The organism is Pseudomonas sp. PL-6, assembly GCF_054110165.1.
This window is the reverse complement of the sequence record NZ_CM134189.1, coordinates 196,432-213,072: the sequence shown is the minus strand read 5'-3', so window position 1 is coordinate 213,072 and position 16,641 is coordinate 196,432. Positions and strand designations below refer to the sequence as shown.

At 67.7% G+C, this 16,641-nt stretch carries 18 protein-coding genes; 10 read left to right on the top strand and 8 right to left on the bottom strand.

What is annotated here, in order from left to right:
* Nucleotides 1-40 precede the first annotated feature (40 nt).
* Nucleotides 41-820 (top strand): catabolite repression control protein Crc, encoded by a 780-nt coding sequence (gene crc / locus ACW9UL_RS00990; RefSeq protein WP_031304344.1) that lies wholly within the window; start codon nucleotides 41-43, stop codon nucleotides 818-820.
* A 55-nt stretch (nucleotides 821-875) separates the two neighbouring features.
* On the opposite strand, the gene ACW9UL_RS00985 is transcribed toward crc, so the two are convergent.
* Both ACW9UL_RS00985 and rph read right to left on the bottom strand, forming a co-directional pair.
* Entirely contained in the window at nucleotides 876-1,247 is a 372-nt protein-coding gene (locus ACW9UL_RS00985; RefSeq protein ID WP_021446449.1) for a DUF4870 domain-containing protein, read from the bottom strand.
* 27 nt (nucleotides 1,248-1,274) lie between these two features.
* Complete coding sequence (rph, locus tag ACW9UL_RS00980; RefSeq protein WP_397498675.1) at nucleotides 1,275-1,994, bottom strand: ribonuclease PH; 720 nt, start codon at nucleotides 1,992-1,994, stop codon at nucleotides 1,275-1,277.
* Nucleotides 1,995-2,134: 140 nt separating this feature from the next.
* On the opposite strand from rph, the gene ACW9UL_RS00975 reads away from it, so the two are divergent.
* The 6 genes from ACW9UL_RS00975 (at nucleotide 2,135) to ACW9UL_RS00950 (ending at nucleotide 7,610) form a co-directional block, all read left to right on the top strand.
* A complete protein-coding gene (locus ACW9UL_RS00975) occupies nucleotides 2,135-3,067 on the top strand; it encodes a YicC/YloC family endoribonuclease (RefSeq protein WP_457788552.1) in 933 nt (310 codons plus the stop codon).
* Nucleotides 3,068-3,108: 41 nt separating this feature from the next.
* Nucleotides 3,109-3,729 carry a guanylate kinase gene (gene gmk / locus ACW9UL_RS00970; RefSeq protein ID WP_457788551.1) on the top strand — a complete coding sequence of 207 codons (621 nt, stop codon included), beginning with the start codon at nucleotides 3,109-3,111 and terminating at the stop codon, nucleotides 3,727-3,729.
* Nucleotides 3,730-3,859: 130 nt separating this feature from the next.
* Complete coding sequence (rpoZ, locus tag ACW9UL_RS00965; protein ID WP_003242550.1) at nucleotides 3,860-4,123, top strand: DNA-directed RNA polymerase subunit omega; 264 nt, start codon at nucleotides 3,860-3,862, stop codon at nucleotides 4,121-4,123.
* A 63-nt stretch (nucleotides 4,124-4,186) separates the two neighbouring features.
* Entirely contained in the window at nucleotides 4,187-6,298 is a 2,112-nt protein-coding gene (gene spoT / locus ACW9UL_RS00960; RefSeq protein WP_021446453.1) for a bifunctional GTP diphosphokinase/guanosine-3',5'-bis pyrophosphate 3'-pyrophosphohydrolase, read from the top strand.
* A 142-nt stretch (nucleotides 6,299-6,440) separates the two neighbouring features.
* Nucleotides 6,441-6,821: a deaminase RidA gene (gene ridA / locus ACW9UL_RS00955; RefSeq protein ID WP_457788550.1), complete on the top strand. Its 381-nt coding sequence runs from the start codon at nucleotides 6,441-6,443 to the stop codon at nucleotides 6,819-6,821.
* Nucleotides 6,822-6,878: 57 nt separating this feature from the next.
* Complete coding sequence (locus tag ACW9UL_RS00950; RefSeq protein ID WP_457788549.1) at nucleotides 6,879-7,610, top strand: hypothetical protein; 732 nt, start codon at nucleotides 6,879-6,881, stop codon at nucleotides 7,608-7,610.
* A 109-nt stretch (nucleotides 7,611-7,719) separates the two neighbouring features.
* Here the strand turns inward: ACW9UL_RS00950 and ACW9UL_RS00945 are convergent, their stop codons facing one another.
* The 3 genes from ACW9UL_RS00945 to ACW9UL_RS00935 form a co-directional block, all read right to left on the bottom strand.
* Nucleotides 7,720-8,340: a LysE family translocator gene (locus ACW9UL_RS00945; RefSeq protein WP_457788548.1), complete on the bottom strand. Its 621-nt coding sequence runs from the start codon at nucleotides 8,338-8,340 to the stop codon at nucleotides 7,720-7,722.
* A 69-nt stretch (nucleotides 8,341-8,409) separates the two neighbouring features.
* On the bottom strand, nucleotides 8,410-9,210 hold the full coding sequence (locus tag ACW9UL_RS00940; protein ID WP_457788547.1) for an AraC family transcriptional regulator: 801 nt from the start codon (nucleotides 9,208-9,210) through the stop codon (nucleotides 8,410-8,412).
* Entirely contained in the window at nucleotides 9,211-10,068 is an 858-nt protein-coding gene (locus tag ACW9UL_RS00935; protein ID WP_457788546.1) for an NAD-dependent epimerase/dehydratase family protein, read from the bottom strand.
* Between the two features lie 242 nt (nucleotides 10,069-10,310).
* Here ACW9UL_RS00935 and ACW9UL_RS00930 point away from each other — a divergent pair, with 242 nt between their 5' ends.
* From ACW9UL_RS00930 to ACW9UL_RS00920, 3 genes are all read left to right on the top strand, one after another.
* The gene (locus ACW9UL_RS00930; protein WP_021444296.1) at nucleotides 10,311-11,240 is read left to right on the top strand and encodes a hydrogen peroxide-inducible genes activator; all 930 of its coding nucleotides are present in this window, start codon (nucleotides 10,311-10,313) and stop codon (nucleotides 11,238-11,240) included.
* A gap of 9 nt (nucleotides 11,241-11,249) precedes the next feature.
* A complete protein-coding gene (recG, locus tag ACW9UL_RS00925; protein WP_457788545.1) occupies nucleotides 11,250-13,325 on the top strand; it encodes an ATP-dependent DNA helicase RecG in 2,076 nt (691 codons plus the stop codon).
* Nucleotides 13,326-13,416: 91 nt separating this feature from the next.
* Nucleotides 13,417-14,823 carry an aminoacyl-tRNA deacylase and HDOD domain-containing protein gene (locus ACW9UL_RS00920; RefSeq protein ID WP_122110059.1) on the top strand — a complete coding sequence of 469 codons (1,407 nt, stop codon included), beginning with the start codon at nucleotides 13,417-13,419 and terminating at the stop codon, nucleotides 14,821-14,823.
* An 83-nt stretch (nucleotides 14,824-14,906) separates the two neighbouring features.
* On the opposite strand, the gene ACW9UL_RS00915 is transcribed toward ACW9UL_RS00920, so the two are convergent.
* From ACW9UL_RS00915 to ACW9UL_RS00905, 3 genes are all read right to left on the bottom strand, one after another.
* Nucleotides 14,907-15,650, bottom strand: a complete 744-nt coding sequence (locus ACW9UL_RS00915; RefSeq protein WP_457788544.1) for a hypothetical protein — start codon at nucleotides 15,648-15,650, stop codon at nucleotides 14,907-14,909.
* A gap of 82 nt (nucleotides 15,651-15,732) precedes the next feature.
* Nucleotides 15,733-16,128, bottom strand: coding sequence for a hypothetical protein (locus ACW9UL_RS00910; RefSeq protein WP_021445239.1), 396 nt, complete (start codon nucleotides 16,126-16,128; stop codon nucleotides 15,733-15,735).
* A 160-nt stretch (nucleotides 16,129-16,288) separates the two neighbouring features.
* Nucleotides 16,289-16,561 (bottom strand): HU family DNA-binding protein, encoded by a 273-nt coding sequence (locus ACW9UL_RS00905; RefSeq protein WP_003242571.1) that lies wholly within the window; start codon nucleotides 16,559-16,561, stop codon nucleotides 16,289-16,291.
* Between the last annotated feature and the right edge of the window lie 80 nt (nucleotides 16,562-16,641).

The window sequence follows — 16,641 nt, the reverse complement described above, 5'->3', positions numbered from 1 at the left end:
GCTCGGGTATCATACACGCACGTGTTTTTGGGGGCCATTTATGCGGATCATCAGTGTGAACGTGAATGGTATTCAGGCTGCGGCCGAGCGAGGATTGCTCAGCTGGCTGCAAGCCCAGAATGCCGACGTGATCTGCCTGCAGGATACCCGTGCCTCCGCCTTTGAAATGGACGACCAAGCCTTCCAGCTGGATGGTTATTTCCTCTATGCATGCGATGGTGAAGTGCCTAGCCAAGGTGGCGTGGCACTCTATTCGCGGTTGCAACCCAAGGCGGTGATCAGCGGCCTCGGCTTTGAAATGGCCGACCGTTATGGGCGCTACCTGCAGGCCGATTTCGACAAGGTAAGTATCGCTACCCTGCTGCTGCCATCGGGGCGGGACGGCGACGAGAGCTTGAACCAGAAGTTCAAGTTCATGGACGACTTCACCCATTATCTGGACAAGCAACGGCGCAAGCGTCGCGAGTACATCTACTGCGGCTCGTTGCACGTGGCGCACCAGAAGCTGGACGTGAAGAACTGGCGCGACTGTCAGCAGTCGCCGGGCTTCCTCGCGCCCGAGCGTGCCTGGCTGGACGAGGTGATCGGCAGCATGGGCTATGTCGACGCCCTGCGCGAAGTCAGCCGCGAAGGCGACCAGTTCAGCTGGTGGCCGGACAGCGAGCAGGCGGAGATGCTCAACCTGGGCTACCGCTTCGACTACCAGCTGCTCACCCCGGGCATGCGCCGCAGCGTGCGCACCGCGCGCCTGCCGCGCCAGCCGCGCTTCTCCCAGCATGCGCCGCTGATCGTCGACTACGACTGGATTCTCAGCGTCTGATCGACAGGTAGAAAAAAGCCGGCATCGCGCCGGCTTTTTTATTGCGCGCCCGTGGCTACTTCAGCAGGCGCCAGGCGAAGGGATAGCGGTAAGCCTGGCCTTCGTTGGCCTTGATCCCGGCGATGATGGTCAGCACCAGCGCGGCGATGCCCAGCAGCACCAGCAGCGGGAAACCGATCACCACCACCATCAGAATGAAGCAGACCACCGCCGCCAGCGCCACGCTGATCTGAAAGTTCAGCGCCTCCTTGCCCTGGGCATCGACGAAGGGATCGAGGTCCTTCTTGATCTGCCAGACGATCAGCGGGCCGAGCAGGTTGCCGAAGGGGAACACCAGGCCGAGAAAGGCGGCGAAGTGGCAGAACATCGCCCATTGACGGGCTTCCTGGCTGGGCGTCGGAATCGGGGTTTGCGCGTCGTCGCTCATGGTGGTGCTCCTTGCTCGGGGAAAAGGTCAGTCGGCCAGGGCCGCCTGCTGCAGTTCGAACAGCTCGTTCATGCCCTTCTGCGCCAGGGCCAGCATGGCGTTGAACTCGTGCGGCTGGAACGGCGCGCCTTCGGCGGTGCCCTGCACCTCGATGAAGCCGCCGGCATTGGTCATCACCACGTTGAGGTCGGTCTCGGCGGCGGAGTCTTCCAGGTAGTCCAGATCGAGCACCGGCTCGCCCTGGTAGATGCCCACCGACACCGCGGCGATCATCTGCTTGAGCGGCTCGCCCTTGAGTGCGCCGCGCTTCTTCAGCACCTTCAGCGCGTCGATCAGGGCGACCATGGCGCCGGTGATCGAGGCGGTGCGGGTGCCGCCGTCGGCCTGGATCACGTCGCAGTCGACGTACAGGGTGTTCTCGCCCAGCTTGCTCATGTCCAGCGCGGCGCGCAGCGAACGGCCGATCAGCCGCTGGATCTCCAGGGTGCGCCCGCCCTGCTTGCCGCGGCTGGCTTCGCGCTGGTTACGCTCGCCGGTGGCGCGCGGCAGCATGCCGTACTCGGCGGTCAGCCAGCCCTGGCCCTGGCCCTTGAGGAAACGCGGCACGCCGGACTCGACGCTGACCGTGCAGATCACCTTGGTGTCGCCGAACTCCACCAGTACCGAACCCTCGGCGTGCTTGGTGTAGTTGCGGGTGATGCGAATCGAGCGCAACTGATCGGCGGCGCGGCCACTGGGACGTTTCATCGGGACAATACCTACTTTTTGAGTGAAATCTGCCCGCATTATAGGGGCCCGGCGGCACAGGCGACATGCCGAATTGGGTAGCGCCGACGCACTGCGCTACAATCGCCCGCCTTTCGAGCCGACTTTCCGAGAGGTACCCCATGGTTCACAGCATGACGGCCTTCGCCCGCTGCGAGCAGGCAACCGCGCACGGCACCCTGAGCTGGGAGCTGCGCTCGGTCAACCACCGTTACCTGGAACCGCACCTGCGCCTGCCGGACGCCTTCCGCGACTTCGAAGGCGCGGTGCGCGAAGCCCTGCGCCAGGGCCTGTCGCGCGGCAAGGTGGAATGCACCCTGCGCTTCGCCGAGGACAATGCCGGCAAGCCGCTGCAGGTCGACGGCGAGCGCGCCCGCCAACTGATCGCCGCCGCCGAGCAGGTCGCCGCGCTGATCCAGCAACCGGCGCCGCTCAACCCGCTGGAAGTGCTGGGCTGGCCCGGCGTGCTGGTGGCCGACGCCGCCGACCCGCAGACGCTGAATGCCGCCGCCCTGGCGCTGTTCGACCAGGCGCTGGGCGAGCTCAAGGCCGGCCGCGCCCGCGAAGGCGCCGAGCTGGCCAAGCTACTGGGTGAGCGCCTGGACGCCATCCTCGCCGAGGTCGCCGCACTGCGCGAACTGGTGCCGCAGATGCTCGCCGCTCAGCGCGCCAAGATCGAGACCCGTTTCGCCGAACTGCAGGCCGAACTCGACCCGCAGCGCCTGGAGCAGGAGCTGGTGCTGCTGGCGCAGAAGAGCGACGTCGCCGAGGAACTGGATCGCCTGAGCACCCACGTCAGCGAGGTGCGCCGGGTGCTCAAGGCCGGCGGCGCCGCTCTTCTGCGCCAGCAGCACCAGCTCCTGCTCCAGGCGCTGCGGGTCGAGTTCGNCCCCCCCCCCCCCCCCCCCCGGCGCCTGGATTTCCTCATGCAGGAACTCAACCGCGAGGCCAACACCCTCGGATCCAAGGCGTTCGATACGCGCAGCACCCAGGCCGCGGTTAATTTGAAAGTCCTGATCGAGCAAATGCGCGAACAGGTACAGAACATCGAGTAAGCCGCTGCTAGGCTTCGCATAACGTTTTCCGGGAAGCATCCATGACCGTCACCACCGGTACCCTCTATATCGTTTCCGCGCCCTCCGGCGCCGGCAAGACCAGCCTGGTCAAGGCGCTGATCGACAGCGAGGCGCAGATTCGCGTGTCGGTGTCGCACACCACTCGCGCCATGCGTCCGGGCGAGCAGGACGGAGTCAACTACCACTTCGTCGACCACGCCCAGTTCAACGCCATGCTCGAGCGCAGCGAGTTCCTCGAGCATGCCCAGGTCTTCGACAACCTCTACGGCACCTCGCAGCGCTGGGTCGAGCAGACCCTGGCCGCGGGCTTCGACCTGATCCTGGAAATCGACTGGCAGGGCGCGCAGCAGGTGCGCCGGCTGATGCCACAGTCGAAATCCATCTTCATCCTGCCGCCGACCCAGGAAGCGCTGCGCCACCGCCTGACCAACCGCGGCCAGGACAGCGGCGAGATCATCGAGCGGCGCATGCGCGAGGCGGTCAGCGAGATGAGCCACTACGTCGAGTACGACTACCTGGTGATCAACGACGATTTCGCCCACGCCCTGAGCGACCTCAAGGCGATTTTCCGCAGCAACCAGTTGCGCCAGGAAACCCAGCAGCAGCGCCACGCCGGTCTGCTCAGCGAGTTGCTGGCCTGACCCGGCGCGCGCCGCCTGACGGTGGCGCCGCAGAAAATCAGCGCTTCCATTGTCGCTGGTGATTTTTTAGACTATTCAGTCCGCTCGCCCGCTCGGGCCAAGCCTATCCGCACAAGTTACGAGGAACACCATGGCTCGCGTTACCGTCGAAGATTGCCTGGACAACGTTGATAACCGCTTCGAACTGGTCATGCTCGCGACCAAGCGTTCGCGCCAGCTGGCCACCGGCGGCAAAGAGCCGAAAGTGGCCTGGGAAAACGACAAGCCCACCGTCGTCGCCCTGCGCGAAATCGCCGCGGGCCTGGTGGACTACGAAGTGGTCGCCCAGGAAGACATCGTCGAAGAAGAACCGCTGTTCGCCGCCTTCGAGGAAGAGGCCAACGAGCCTCTGTAAACCGATGAAGCCGGGTCGAAGTCGCACGGCGCAGAGCCACGGCTGCCAACGGGGGAACCTCCCATGGCTGGCATAGACGCTCTCGCCGACCGACTTTCGGCCTACCTCGGCCACGACCAGGTCAACCTGGTCCGCCGCGCCTACTTCTACGCCGAACAGGCGCACGATGGCCAGCGCCGCCGCAGCGGCGAAGCCTACGTGACCCACCCGCTGGCCGTGGCCAGCATTCTCGCCGACATGCACATGGACCATCAGAGCCTGATGGCCGCCATGCTGCACGACGTCATCGAAGACACCGGCATCGCCAAGGAAGCGCTCAACGCGCAGTTCGGCGAGACCGTGGCCGAACTGGTCGACGGGGTCAGCAAGCTGACCCAGATGAACTTCGAGACCAAGGCCGAGGCGCAGGCCGAGAACTTCCAGAAGATGGCCATGGCCATGGCCCGCGACATCCGCGTGATCCTGGTCAAGCTCGCCGACCGCCTGCACAACATGCGCACCCTCGATGCCATGCCGCACGAGAAGAGCCGGCGCATCGCCAAGGAAACCCTGGAAATCTACGCGCCCATCGCCAACCGCCTGGGCATGCACGCCATGCGCGTGGAGTTCGAGGATCTGGGCTTCAAGGCCATGCACCCGATGCGCTCCGAGCGCATCCGCGCCGCCGTGCGCCGCGCTCGGGGCAACCGCAAGGAAATCGTCAACAAGATCGAGGAGTCGATCAAGGCCTGCCTGCAGCGCGAAGGCATGGAGGGCGAGGTGCTCGGCCGCGAGAAGCACCTCTACAGCATCTACCAGAAGATGCGCGGCAAGCGCCGGGCGTTCAACGAGATCATGGACGTCTACGCCTTCCGCATCATCGTCGACAAGGTCGACACCTGCTACCGCGTGCTCGGCGCCGTGCACAACCTGTACAAGCCCCTGCCCGGCCGCTTCAAGGACTACATCGCGATTCCCAAGGCCAACGGCTACCAGTCGCTGCACACCACGCTGTTCGGCATGCACGGCGTGCCCATCGAGATCCAGATTCGCACCCGCGAGATGGAGGAGATGGCCAACAACGGCATCGCCGCGCACTGGCTGTACAAGTCCAACGAGGACGAAACGCCCAAGGGCAACCACGCCCGGGCACGGCAGTGGGTCAAGGGCGTGCTGGAGCTGCAGCAGCGCGCCGGCAACTCGCTGGAATTTATCGAGAGCGTGAAGATCGACCTGTTCCCCGACGAGGTCTACGTGTTCACGCCCAAGGGCCGCATCATGGAGCTGCCGAAGGGCTCCACCGCGGTCGACTTCGCCTACGCGGTGCACACCGACGTCGGCAACACCTGCATCGCCTGCCGCATCAACCGCCGCCTGGCGCCGCTGTCGCAGGCGCTGGAGAGCGGCTCGACGGTGGAAATCGTCACCGCACCGGGCGCGCGGCCCAACCCGGCCTGGCTCAACTTCGTGGTCACCGGCAAGGCACGCACCCATATCCGCCACGCCCTCAAGCAGCAGCGCCGCTCGGAATCCATCAGCCTCGGCGAGCGCCTGCTGAACAAGGTGCTGGCCAGCTTCGACACGCACCTGGAGAAGATCGCCCCCGAGCGTGTGCAGGCCGTGCTCGGCGAGTACCGCCAGGACGTCATCGAGGACCTGCTCGAAGACATCGGCCTGGGCAACCGCATGGCCTACGTGGTGGCCCGCCGCCTGCTGGCCGAAAGTGGCGACGAGACCCTGCCGAGCAGCGAGGGGCCGCTGGCCATTCGCGGCACCGAGGGCCTGGTGCTGAGCTACGCCAAATGCTGCACACCTATCCCAGGCGATCCCATCGTCGGCCACCTGTCGGCCGGCAAGGGCATGGTGGTGCACATGGAAAGCTGCCGCAACATCGTCGATATCCGCCACAACCCGGAGAAATGCATCCAGCTCAACTGGGCCAAGGATGTCACCGGCGAGTTCAACGTCGAACTGCGCGTCGAGCTGGAGCACCAGCGCGGCCTGATCGCCCTGTTGGCCAGCAGCGTCAATGCCGCCGACGGCAACATCGAGAAGATCAGCATGGACGAACGCGACGGCCGCATCAGCGTGGTGCAACTGGTGGTCAGCGTGCATGACCGCGTGCACCTGGCCCGGGTGATCAAGAAGCTGCGCGCGATCAAGGGCGTGATGCGTATCACCCGGGTGCGCGCCTAGCGCCAGCGACAAATTTCAAGCTGCAAGCGACAAGCACCAGCGGGTTTCTTGAGCCTGCCATTTGCAGCCTGTAGCCTGACAGCCGCCTTTACTTGCAGCTCGAGGCCCATGGCTTGAAGCTGCCTTTTCCAAGGAGCGATTCATGAGCAAGACCGTCATCACCAGCGACAAGGCCCCGGCCGCCATCGGCACCTACTCCCAGGCGATCAAGGCCGGCAACACCCTCTACATTTCCGGACAGATCCCGCTGGACCCGGTCAGCATGGAGCTGGTCGAAGGCTTCGAAGCGCAGACCGTGCAGGTGTTCGAGAACCTCAAGGCGGTGGCCGAAGCCGCCGGCGGCTCGTTCAAGGACATCGTCAAGCTGAACATCTTCCTCACCGACCTCTCCCACTTCGCCAAGGTCAACGAAGTCATGGGCCGCTACTTCGAGCAGCCCTACCCGGCCCGTGCCGCCATCGGCGTGGCCGCCCTGCCGCGCGGCGCGCAGGTGGAAATGGACGCTATTCTGGTTCTCGAGTAAGTCCTGCGGCGGGGCCCGCTGCCCCGCCCTCTCTTCCCGCCCGGCATGGAGACCGCCATGCGCCTGCTTTCCCTGCTGCTGTGCAGCGCCCTGCTGGTCGGCTGCGCCGGCACCCCGAGCAACGACCCGAGCGGCACCTGGATCAACCAGGTGGCCATCGACGCCGCGCGCGAAAGCGGCCGCCTGCGCGAGGCGCTGCTGGCCTACGGGCCGAACCTGGAATGGCAGATCGACCCCGAGCGCCAGCAGGCCAGCTACAGCAACGGTTTCGAACTGGCCGAAGGGCGCCTGCAGGCGGCCGGCGACGGGCGCTGGCAGGTGACCTTCTACGGCGACTACCAGGAGCAGCTGAGCCTGCACGGCGGCCAGCTGACCCAGGTGGCCAGCGGCTACTGGCCGGAGCAGCGCTTCGCCCGCAGTGCCGGCCAGAGCAACGGCGCGCCGCTGGGCAGCAGCTTCGAGCAGGCGCTGTACCGCGACTACCTCGGCGGCGACTGGCTGATCGCCGAGGGCCTGGGCCAGGGCGGCCTGGTGCGTTTCGCCGCCGACGGCCAGGTCCAGGGCCTGCCCGGCGCCGAACGCTTCGCCCTGTGCCTGGCCGGCGACTGCGCGGCGATGAGCGGCGAGCACGACAGCCTGTGGCTGCAGGCAGGCGACCAGGGCAGCCCCTGGCTGTTCGTCCACGAGGGCGACCAGCTGCGCATCTTCGAGGCGCACAACCGCGCCCAGTTCGACGAGATGCCCGAGTACCAGCCCGGCCCGCAGCGCTGGCTGCTCAGGCGGCGCTGAGCGGCGTCGCGCCGACCCCGGCAAGCTGGCTGCCACGTAGCGCCCGGATGCGATCCGGGACTGTGGCGGCAGGCGATTCCCGGATTGCATCCGCACCAGCCGTCCCCCTTCAGCGCAAAGCGCCCAGCAGCAGCCAGCTCCCCAGCGCCAGCAGCAGCGCCCCGCAGCCACGATCCAGCCAGCGCACCCGGCGCTGCAGCCAGCCGCGCCAGCGTCGCCGGCCGAGCAGGCGCACCAGCGCCAGATCCCACAGCCAGACCACCAGGGTCATCCAGGCCATGGCCAGGACCAGCCCCCAGACCGGCATGGCCGCCTCGCGCAGCACGCCGAACAACCCGGCATAGAACAGCGGCAGCTTGGGATTGAGGCTGCTGGCCAGCAGCCCTTGGCGCAGCCCGCGCCACCAGCTGCCGGCCGCCGCCTGCTGTCCCGATGGCAGGTTCAGCTCACGCCGCGACAGCAAGGCCTGCAGGCCGAGCCAGGCGAAGTAGGCGCCGCCCAGCGCCTGCAGCACGCGCCAGAAGCCACCGCCCTGCCCCGGCAACAGACCCAGGGCCAGCGACACCAGCAGCATGCTCAGCAGATTGGCCAGGGCGATACCGGCGGCGCAGCCATCGGCCTGACGCCGGCCGTCGCCGAGGGCGGTACGAATCAGCAGCAAGAAGTCCGGCCCCGGCGACAGCAGGGCGGCGAAATGGGTGCTGGCCACCAGCACGAACAAGGCAGACATCGAAAGCGACCTCCGGCAAACAGGGCGATCAGTTTCCCGAGGGCTCTGCGCCGGAGTCTTGGAGAAAACTCAGGTCACCGCACCGCGCCGGAACTGGCCGGGGGTGACGCCGGTAAAACGCTTGAAGGTGCCGGCAAAATGCGCCTGATCGTAGAAGCCCAGGCTCAGCGCCACCGCCAGCGGCGCCTGCTCGCCCAGCAGCAGGCGCTTGGCTTCGCGCACGCGGCGCTGCAGCAGGTAGGTGTGCGGCGGCACGCCATAGGCGCGGCGAAAGGCTTCGATCAGGTGGCGCGGATGGCGCTGCACCAGCCCGGCCAACTGCTCCAGGCTGACCGCCTCGGCATAGTGCGCCTCCAGGTAGTCGCGCACGAAGGCCGTCACCCCGCCGTCGCGCGGCGCCGGGCGCGCCGCGCGCAGGCCGCCATGGCGGACGAACACCAGCTCCAGCACGGCCAGCAGCTCGCTCTCCAGCGTCAGCGCGCCGCCGCGCTCGAACTCCTGCGCCAGACGCGCCAGACCCGCGGCGACCTGACCGTCGTCGGTCGGATTGAGGCTGCGAAAGCCATCGGGCAGGCGCTTGCGCCCAAGCAGCGCCGGCAGCCGCGCCTCCTCGATATAGAGCATGCGGTAGACCAGCCGCGGCGATTCGGCATGGCCGGTGTGCGGCTCCTCGGGATTCATCAGCGACAGGGTGCCGGCCGGCAAGGCGTGGCGCTGACCACGACACTGGTAGCCGCCGACGCCCGCCAGGATGGCACCGACGGCAAAGGCATCGTGACTGTGGCGGCCGAACGCCTGCCCGGAGAAGTCGGCATGGAACAGCTCCACACCCGGCAGCCAGGGCTTGGCCAGCAGGCGATTGGCGTCCATCTAGCGCCCCGCCAGAATCGCCGCATAGCCCTCGCGGTAGCTCGGGTACTGCGGCGCCCAGCCCAGTGCGCGGGCGCGGGCGTTGCTGCAGCGCTTGCTGCCGGCGCGGCGCACGCGCTGCTCGTCGCTCCAGTGGCTGACGCTCAGTTGCCCGCGCAGCCAGGCCACCACCTCGTGCAGCGGCGCCGGCTCGTCGTCGACGCCCAGGTAGCAGTCGACCAAGGGCGCACCCGCGGCGTCCGCCTGCAGCAGCGTGGCGAACAGCCCCGCTGCGTCATCGACATGAATGCGATTGCCGTACAGCGGCGGCGTCTCGCTGACCCGATAACCGCCGCGCACCTGGCTCAGCAGCCACTCGCGGCCGGGGCCGTAGAGGCCGGTCAGGCGCACCACGCTGGCCGGCAGACCGCCGCCCAGTGCCAGTTGCTCGGCCTCGCGCATGATCCGCGCCGAATAGCTCTGCGCCTCGGCCGGCGATTCCTCGTCGACCCACTCGCCCTGCTGCTGCCCGTACACCCCGCTGCTGGAGGCGAACAGGATGCGCCGCGGGCGTTGGCCGTGCTGCGCCAGCCAGGCCAGCACGTGGCGCAGGCCGTCGACATAGGCGGCGCGATAGCCGGCCTCGTCGTGCTGGCTGGCCGCCGCGCAGTACACCAGGTAATCCAGCTCGCCCGGCGGCCAGGCCGCCGGGCAGGCGTCTGCGTGCAGATCGCCGGCCACCGGCGCGATGGCGGCGGGCAACTGCGCCACCTTACGGCGCAGGCCGTGCACCCGCCAACCGGCTTCGGCCAGGCGCAGGCCGAGACGGGTGCCGACGTCGCCGCACCCGGCGATCAGCAGGCTGTTGCATGCGGACATGCTTTTCTCCCCGAGATTTGTGCGAAGGCGCAGTGTAACAGGCCGTTTAAAAACGTCGGCGAGGCAGTCAGCGCAAGGCAAAAACAGACGAAAAAGCGGAGTTTACGAGCTGTAAATGAGCATTTTGAGCCTGTTTTTAACGCAGCGATGACAACGCAGATAGTTTTTAAACGGCCTGTTGGCCCGGTTGGTTCATTCGTATGCAAAGGCTATGCTTGTCGGCAACTTAATGGATAAACACTATGACCCTCACCGAACTGCGCTATATCGTCACCCTCGCCCAGGAACAGCACTTCGGCCGCGCCGCCGAGCGCTGCCACGTCAGCCAGCCGACCCTGTCGGTCGGGGTGAAGAAGCTGGAGGACGAGCTCGGCGTGCTGATCTTCGAGCGCAGCAAGAGCGCGGTACGCCTGACGCCGGTCGGCGAGGGCATCGTCACCCAGGCGCAGAAGGTGCTGGAGCAGGCCCAGGGTATCCGCGAACTGGCCCAGGCCGGCAAGAACCAGCTGGCCGCACCGCTGAAGATCGGCGCCATCTACACCGTCGGCCCCTACCTGTTCCCCCACCTGATTCCGCAGCTGCACCGGGTCGCCCCGGACATGCCGCTGTATATCGAGGAAAACTTCACCCATATCCTGCGCGACAAGCTGCGCACCGGCGAGCTGGACGCCATCATCATCGCCCTGCCGTTCCAGGAAGCCGATGTGCTGACCAAGCCGCTGTACGACGAGCCGTTCTACGCCCTGCTGCCAGCCGGCCACCCCTGGGCGGCGATGGACACCATCGACACCAAGCTGCTCAACGACAAGAGCCTGCTGCTGCTCGGCGAGGGCCACTGCTTCCGCGACCAGGTGCTGGAGGCCTGCCCGACCCTGCGCAAGGGCGGCGACGACCACGGCAAGCACACCACGGTGGAATCCAGCTCGCTGGAGACCATCCGCCATATGGTCGCCTCCGGCCTCGGCGTGTCGATCCTGCCGTTCTCCGCGGTGGACAGCCACCACTACGCGCCCGGCGTGATCGAGGTGCGTCCGCTCAGCGCGCCGGTACCCTTCCGCACCGTGGCCATCGCCTGGCGCGCCAGCTTCCCGCGGCCCAACGCCATCGAAGTGCTGGCCGACTCCATCCGCCTCTGCTCGGTCGCCCGCAACCCGCAGGCCAAGAGCGCCTGAGGTCGCAGCATGACCGAGTTGGCGACGGTTTCCGTCACCGCGCTCAAGGGCGTGGGTGCGGCCCTGGCCGAGAAGCTGGCCAAGGTCGGCCTGGAAAACCTGCAGGACGTACTGTTCCACCTGCCGCTGCGCTATCAGGATCGCACCCGCATCACCCCCATCGGCGCCCTGCGCCCAGGGCAGGATGCGGTGGTCGAAGGCGTGGTGGCCGGCGCCGACGTGGTCATGGGCCGGCGCCGCAGCCTGCTGGTGCGCCTGCAGGACGGCAGCGGCACGCTGAGCCTGCGTTTCTTCCACTTCAGCCAGGCGCAGCGCGATGGCCTCAAACGCGGCACCGCGCTGCGCTGCTACGGTGAAGTACGCCCCGGCGCCACCGGCCTGGAGATCTACCACCCGGAATACCGCGCGCAGAGCGGCGATGAACCGGCTCCGGTGGAACAGAGCCTGACGCCCATCTACCCGAGCACCGAGGGCCTCACCCAGCAGCGCCTGCGCAGCCTGAGCCAACTGGCCCTGGCCCGCCTCGGCCCGCACAGCCTGCCGGACTGGCTGCCCGACGAGCTGGCCCGCGACTACCGCCTGGCGCCGCTGAGCGATGCCATCCGCTACCTGCACCGACCACCGCCGGACGCCGATGTCGAGGAGCTCGCCGAGGGCCGCCACTGGGCCCAGCACCGGCTGGCCTTCGAGGAGCTGCTGACCCACCAGCTGTCGCTGCAACGCCTGCGCGAGCAGGTGCGCGCGCAGCAGGCGCCGGCGCTGCCGCCGGCGAAAAGACTGCCGCAGCAGTACCTCGCCAACCTCGGTTTCGCCCCCACCGGCGCGCAGCAGCGGGTCGGCGCCGAGATCGCCTACGACCTGGCGCAAAGCGAACCCATGCTGCGCCTGGTGCAGGGCGATGTCGGCGCCGGCAAGACGGTGGTCGCCGCGCTGGCCGCGCTGCAGGCGCTGGAAGCCGGCTACCAGGTGGCGTTGATGGCGCCGACCGAGATCCTCGCCGAGCAGCACTTTCTCAACTTCAGCAAGTGGCTGGCGCCGCTCGGCCTGGACGTCGCCTGGCTGGCCGGCAAGCTCAAGGGCAAGGCCCGCGCGGCCGCCCTGGAACAGATAGCCGCGGGCTGCCCGATGGTGGTCGGCACCCATGCGCTGTTCCAGGACGAAGTACGGTTCAAGCGCCTGGCGCTGGTGATCATCGACGAGCAGCACCGCTTCGGCGTACAGCAGCGCCTGGCCCTGCGCCGGAAGGGCATCGACGGCCGGCTCTGCCCGCACCAGCTGATCATGACCGCCACGCCGATACCCAGAACGCTGGCGATGAGCGCCTACGCCGACCTGGACACCTCGATCCTCGACGAGCTGCCGCCGGGGCGCACCCCGGTCAACACCCTGGTGATCGCCGACAGCCGCCGCGACGAGGTGGTCGAGCGCGTGCGCAGTGCCTGCCAGCAGGGGCGCCAGGCCTACTGGGTGTGCACCCTGATCGAGGAATCCGAGGAGCTCACCTGCCAGGCCGCCGAGACCAGCTTCGAGGAGCTCTCCAGTGCGCTGGGCGAGCTGCGCGTGGGGTTGATCCACGGGCGCATGAAACCGGCCGAGAAGGCCGCGGTGATGGACGAATTCAAGCTGGGCCGGCTGCAGCTGCTGGTGGCCACCACGGTGATCGAGGTGGGCGTCGACGTGCCCAACGCCAGCCTGATGATCATCGAGAACCCGGAAAGATTGGGCTTGGCGCAACTGCACCAGCTGCGCGGGCGGGTCGGTCGCGGCAGCGCCGCCAGCCACTGCGTGCTGCTCTACCACGCGCCGCTGTCGCAACTGGGCCGCGAACGCTTAGGCATCATGCGCGAGACAACCGACGGTTTCGTCATCGCCGAGAAGGACCTGGAGCTGCGCGGACCGGGCGAGATGCTCGGCACCCGCCAGACCGGTCTGCTGCAGTTCAAGGTGGCCGACCTGATGCGCGACGCCGACCTGCTGCCGGCCGTGCGCGACGCTGCCGCCGCCCTGCTGGAGCGCTGGCCGCAGCATGTCGCGCCGTTGCTGGAGCGCTGGTTGCGTCACGGCCAACAATACGGTCAAGTGTGAACTGAATCACAGGGCGACCGTCGCCCCGAACCTTCGCACCGATGCCCGCTGGTTATACTCCGGGCACATGCGCCACCGCCGGATACCCGAAATGACTGAAGCCGCCCTCGCCCCCAACGCCCATCCGCAGCCGCCCGCGGTGATACTGCAGCTGCTGGACAAGCTCGCCGTGCCCTACCGGGTCTGCGCCGAGCGCCCCGGCCTGCCGGCCGCCGCCCGCCTGCAGGCGGTGCTGCTGGAGGATGCCGTGGGCGCCCTGCTGGTGCTCTACCCGCGCAGCCAGCTGCTCGACCTCGGCCGCTTGGCCGAACTCACCGGGCGCCAGCTCACCGCGGTCAAGCCGGAGCGGCTGGAGCGCATGCTCGGCAAGCACAACCTGGCGCTATTGCCCGGCCTGCCGCCGCTGACCAGCTCGCCCTGCCTGTACGACGAGCGCCTGCTGCAGGTGCCCAGCCTGCTGGTGGAGTCCGGCCAGCCCGGCGTGCTGCTGGAGATTCCCACCGAGGCCTACAAGACGCTGCTGAGCAAGGCCAGCGCGGCGCGCTTCGGCGAGCCGCTGAGCGCGATCAGGCCGAACCTCGACCGCCCCGACGACGACCGCGCCGAGATCACCCAGGCGGTGCAGGCCTTCACCGCGCGGCGCATCCAGCAGCGCCTGGAGGAAACCATCGAGATTCCGCCGCTGCCGGAGACCGCGCAGAAGATCATCAAGCTGCGCGTCGACCCCGACGCCACGGTGGACGACATCACCGGCGTGGTCGAGACCGACCCGGCGCTGGCCGCCCAGGTGGTCAGCTGGGCCGCCTCGCCCTATTACGCCGCGCCGGGCAAGATCCGCTCGGTGGAGGACGCCATCGTCCGCGTGCTGGGCTTCGACCTGGTGATCAACCTGGCGCTCGGCCTGGCCCTGGGCAAGACCCTCAGCCTGCCCAAGGACCAGCCGCAGCACGCCACGCCCTACTGGCAGCAGGCGATCTACAGCGCCGCGGTGATCGAGGGCCTGACCCGCGCCATGCCCCGTGCGCAGCGCCCGGAAGCCGGCCTGACCTACCTCGCCGGGCTGCTGCACAATTTCGGCTACCTGGTCCTGGCGCACGTGTTCCCGCCGCATTTCTCGCTGATCTGCCGGCACCTGGAGGTCAACCCGCACCTGCCGGCCAGCCATATCGAGCAGCACCTGCTGGGCATCACCCGCGAACAGATCGGCGCCTGGCTGATGCGCCACTGGGACATGCCCGAGGAACTGGCCTGCGCCCTGCGCTTCCAGCACGACCCCAGCTACGCCGGCGATCACGCCGCCTTCGCCAACCTGGTGTGCCTGGCCGTGCGCCTGCTGCGCAACCGCGGCATCGGCGCCGGACCGCAGGAGGAGATTCCCGATGAACTGTTCGAGGCCCTGGGCCTGAGCCGGGAAAAGGCCGACGACGCGGTGAGCAAGGTGCTGGCCGCCGAAGTGGCGCTGCGCGAACTGGCGGCGCAGTTCCAGCATCCGCACTGAGCCGATGCCACCCGCGCGCTGCTCGCGGGGTCATGCACGGGCGCGCGCAGCGCGCAGCCCGACGCTGCCGAGGCTTGCTCCGTCTAGCGCGCCTGGCGCAATTGCTCGCGGCGTTCGCCGAACAGTTGCGGCACCGCCGCCACGCTGGCGGCGAGCAGGCGGTTGACGCTGGCGTGTTCGTACAGCGCGGCATACTCGGCCAACTGCTCGCTGGGCATCTGCCGGTAGGCATAGAGCATGAAGGATTCCACCGCCTGCGCGCTGGACTGGCGAATGGCCGCGGCCTGGGCTTGGGTCTGCGCCTGCAGCTCGGCCTCGTCGAGGTTCTCGCCGCGCGCGCGCAGCGCCAGCAACGCCTGGGTCTTGCCCACCTCGTAACGCAGCAGGCTGGCCAGCACCGTGGTATGCGCCGCCGCATCCAGACGCTTGACAAGTTCCAGGCGCACACCGCGCGGCGGCTGCGCGGCCAGGCGCTGGCGATACTCGATCAGGCCCTGCGGCTGCTCGCCGACCGCCCGTTCGGCGGCGGTGAAACGCCGCGCCAGCGGGCTGTCGAGGCGCTCGCGGGCCTGCGCCAGCTGCGCGGCATCGAGCTGGGCGCTGACCCGCTTGGCCAGCTCCAGGCACAGCGCCGGGCCGGCGAACAGCTGCCCCAGGCGCTGCTGCTCGGCCGGCTCCTGGCCGCGCTGCAGCAAGGGCGCGCTCTGCTCGCAGAGCAGATGGATACCGGCCAGTTCGAACAGCGGCAACAGCGCGTGGGGAGAGGCCGGCTCGGCCCGCAGCGAGGCGGCCGCCAACAGCAGCAGGGGCAGGACGATCAGACGCATGGCCAGGCTTTCCACTGGGACTTGCCGGGCAGCCTAACCAAAGCGCGGCGCGCCGACCAGCGACGGCGCGCGCAACTGGGGATCAGGCGGCCTTTTTCGCCGAATCGACCTTCTTCTTCGGTGTCAGGTACTTGGTCAGCCCCTGGAACCACATCACCAGCGCCGGGTTGCCCTGGATCTGGATGTCCTTGTTCTGGATGCCCTGCATGAAGGCCAGCTGCTTGTTCTTCGCGGTCATGGTGGCGAAACCATAGGCGGCATCCTTGAAACCCAGAGCGAAAGCGGGCTCCGCGGCGATACCGCGCTTGCTGCTGATGCGCTGGCCCGCGACGATGAAGTGGCGCGCCACCTTGCCGTCCAGGGTATGCAGCTGGAACACCATATCGCGGCCTTCGAGCTGCTGACGAAACGCCGGGTTGTCGCGACTGGCCTTGGCCATGAGGCGGCCCAGCATCCACAGGAGAAAACGGAATTTCATGCACAGGCCCCAATGATCGAAGATGATGGCCGCGCATTGTAGTGGTTTTCTTGCAGGACTACAGCCTGCCAAAAGCACGGTGGGGACGCTGAAGGCGCCGGCTGCGTCGTACGCACCCAGACGGGAGAGGCCCGGAGCCGAGCGGCTCCGGGCGACAGGCTCAGTTGACCGCGTCTTTCAGGGACTTGCCCGGTTTGAAGGCGACGGTGTTGCTGGCCTTGATCTTGACCGGCTGACCGGTTTGCGGGTTCTTCCCGGTGCGGGCGCCACGGTGGCGCTGGACGAAGGTACCGAAGCCCACCAGGGTCACACTGTCCTTGCGGTTCAGTGCACCGGTGATTTCTTCCAGTACGGCGTTGAGTACACGATTGGCCTGATCCTTGGTCAGATCAGCCTTTTCGGCGATGGCGGCGGCGAGTTCCGGTTTACGCATAGATGCCTCTTTGACGGTTTTTTGTTGTTGTGTCCGTGCTGTCCTTCCAGAACAGCGCCCAAGGCGCCGCAACAGCTCTG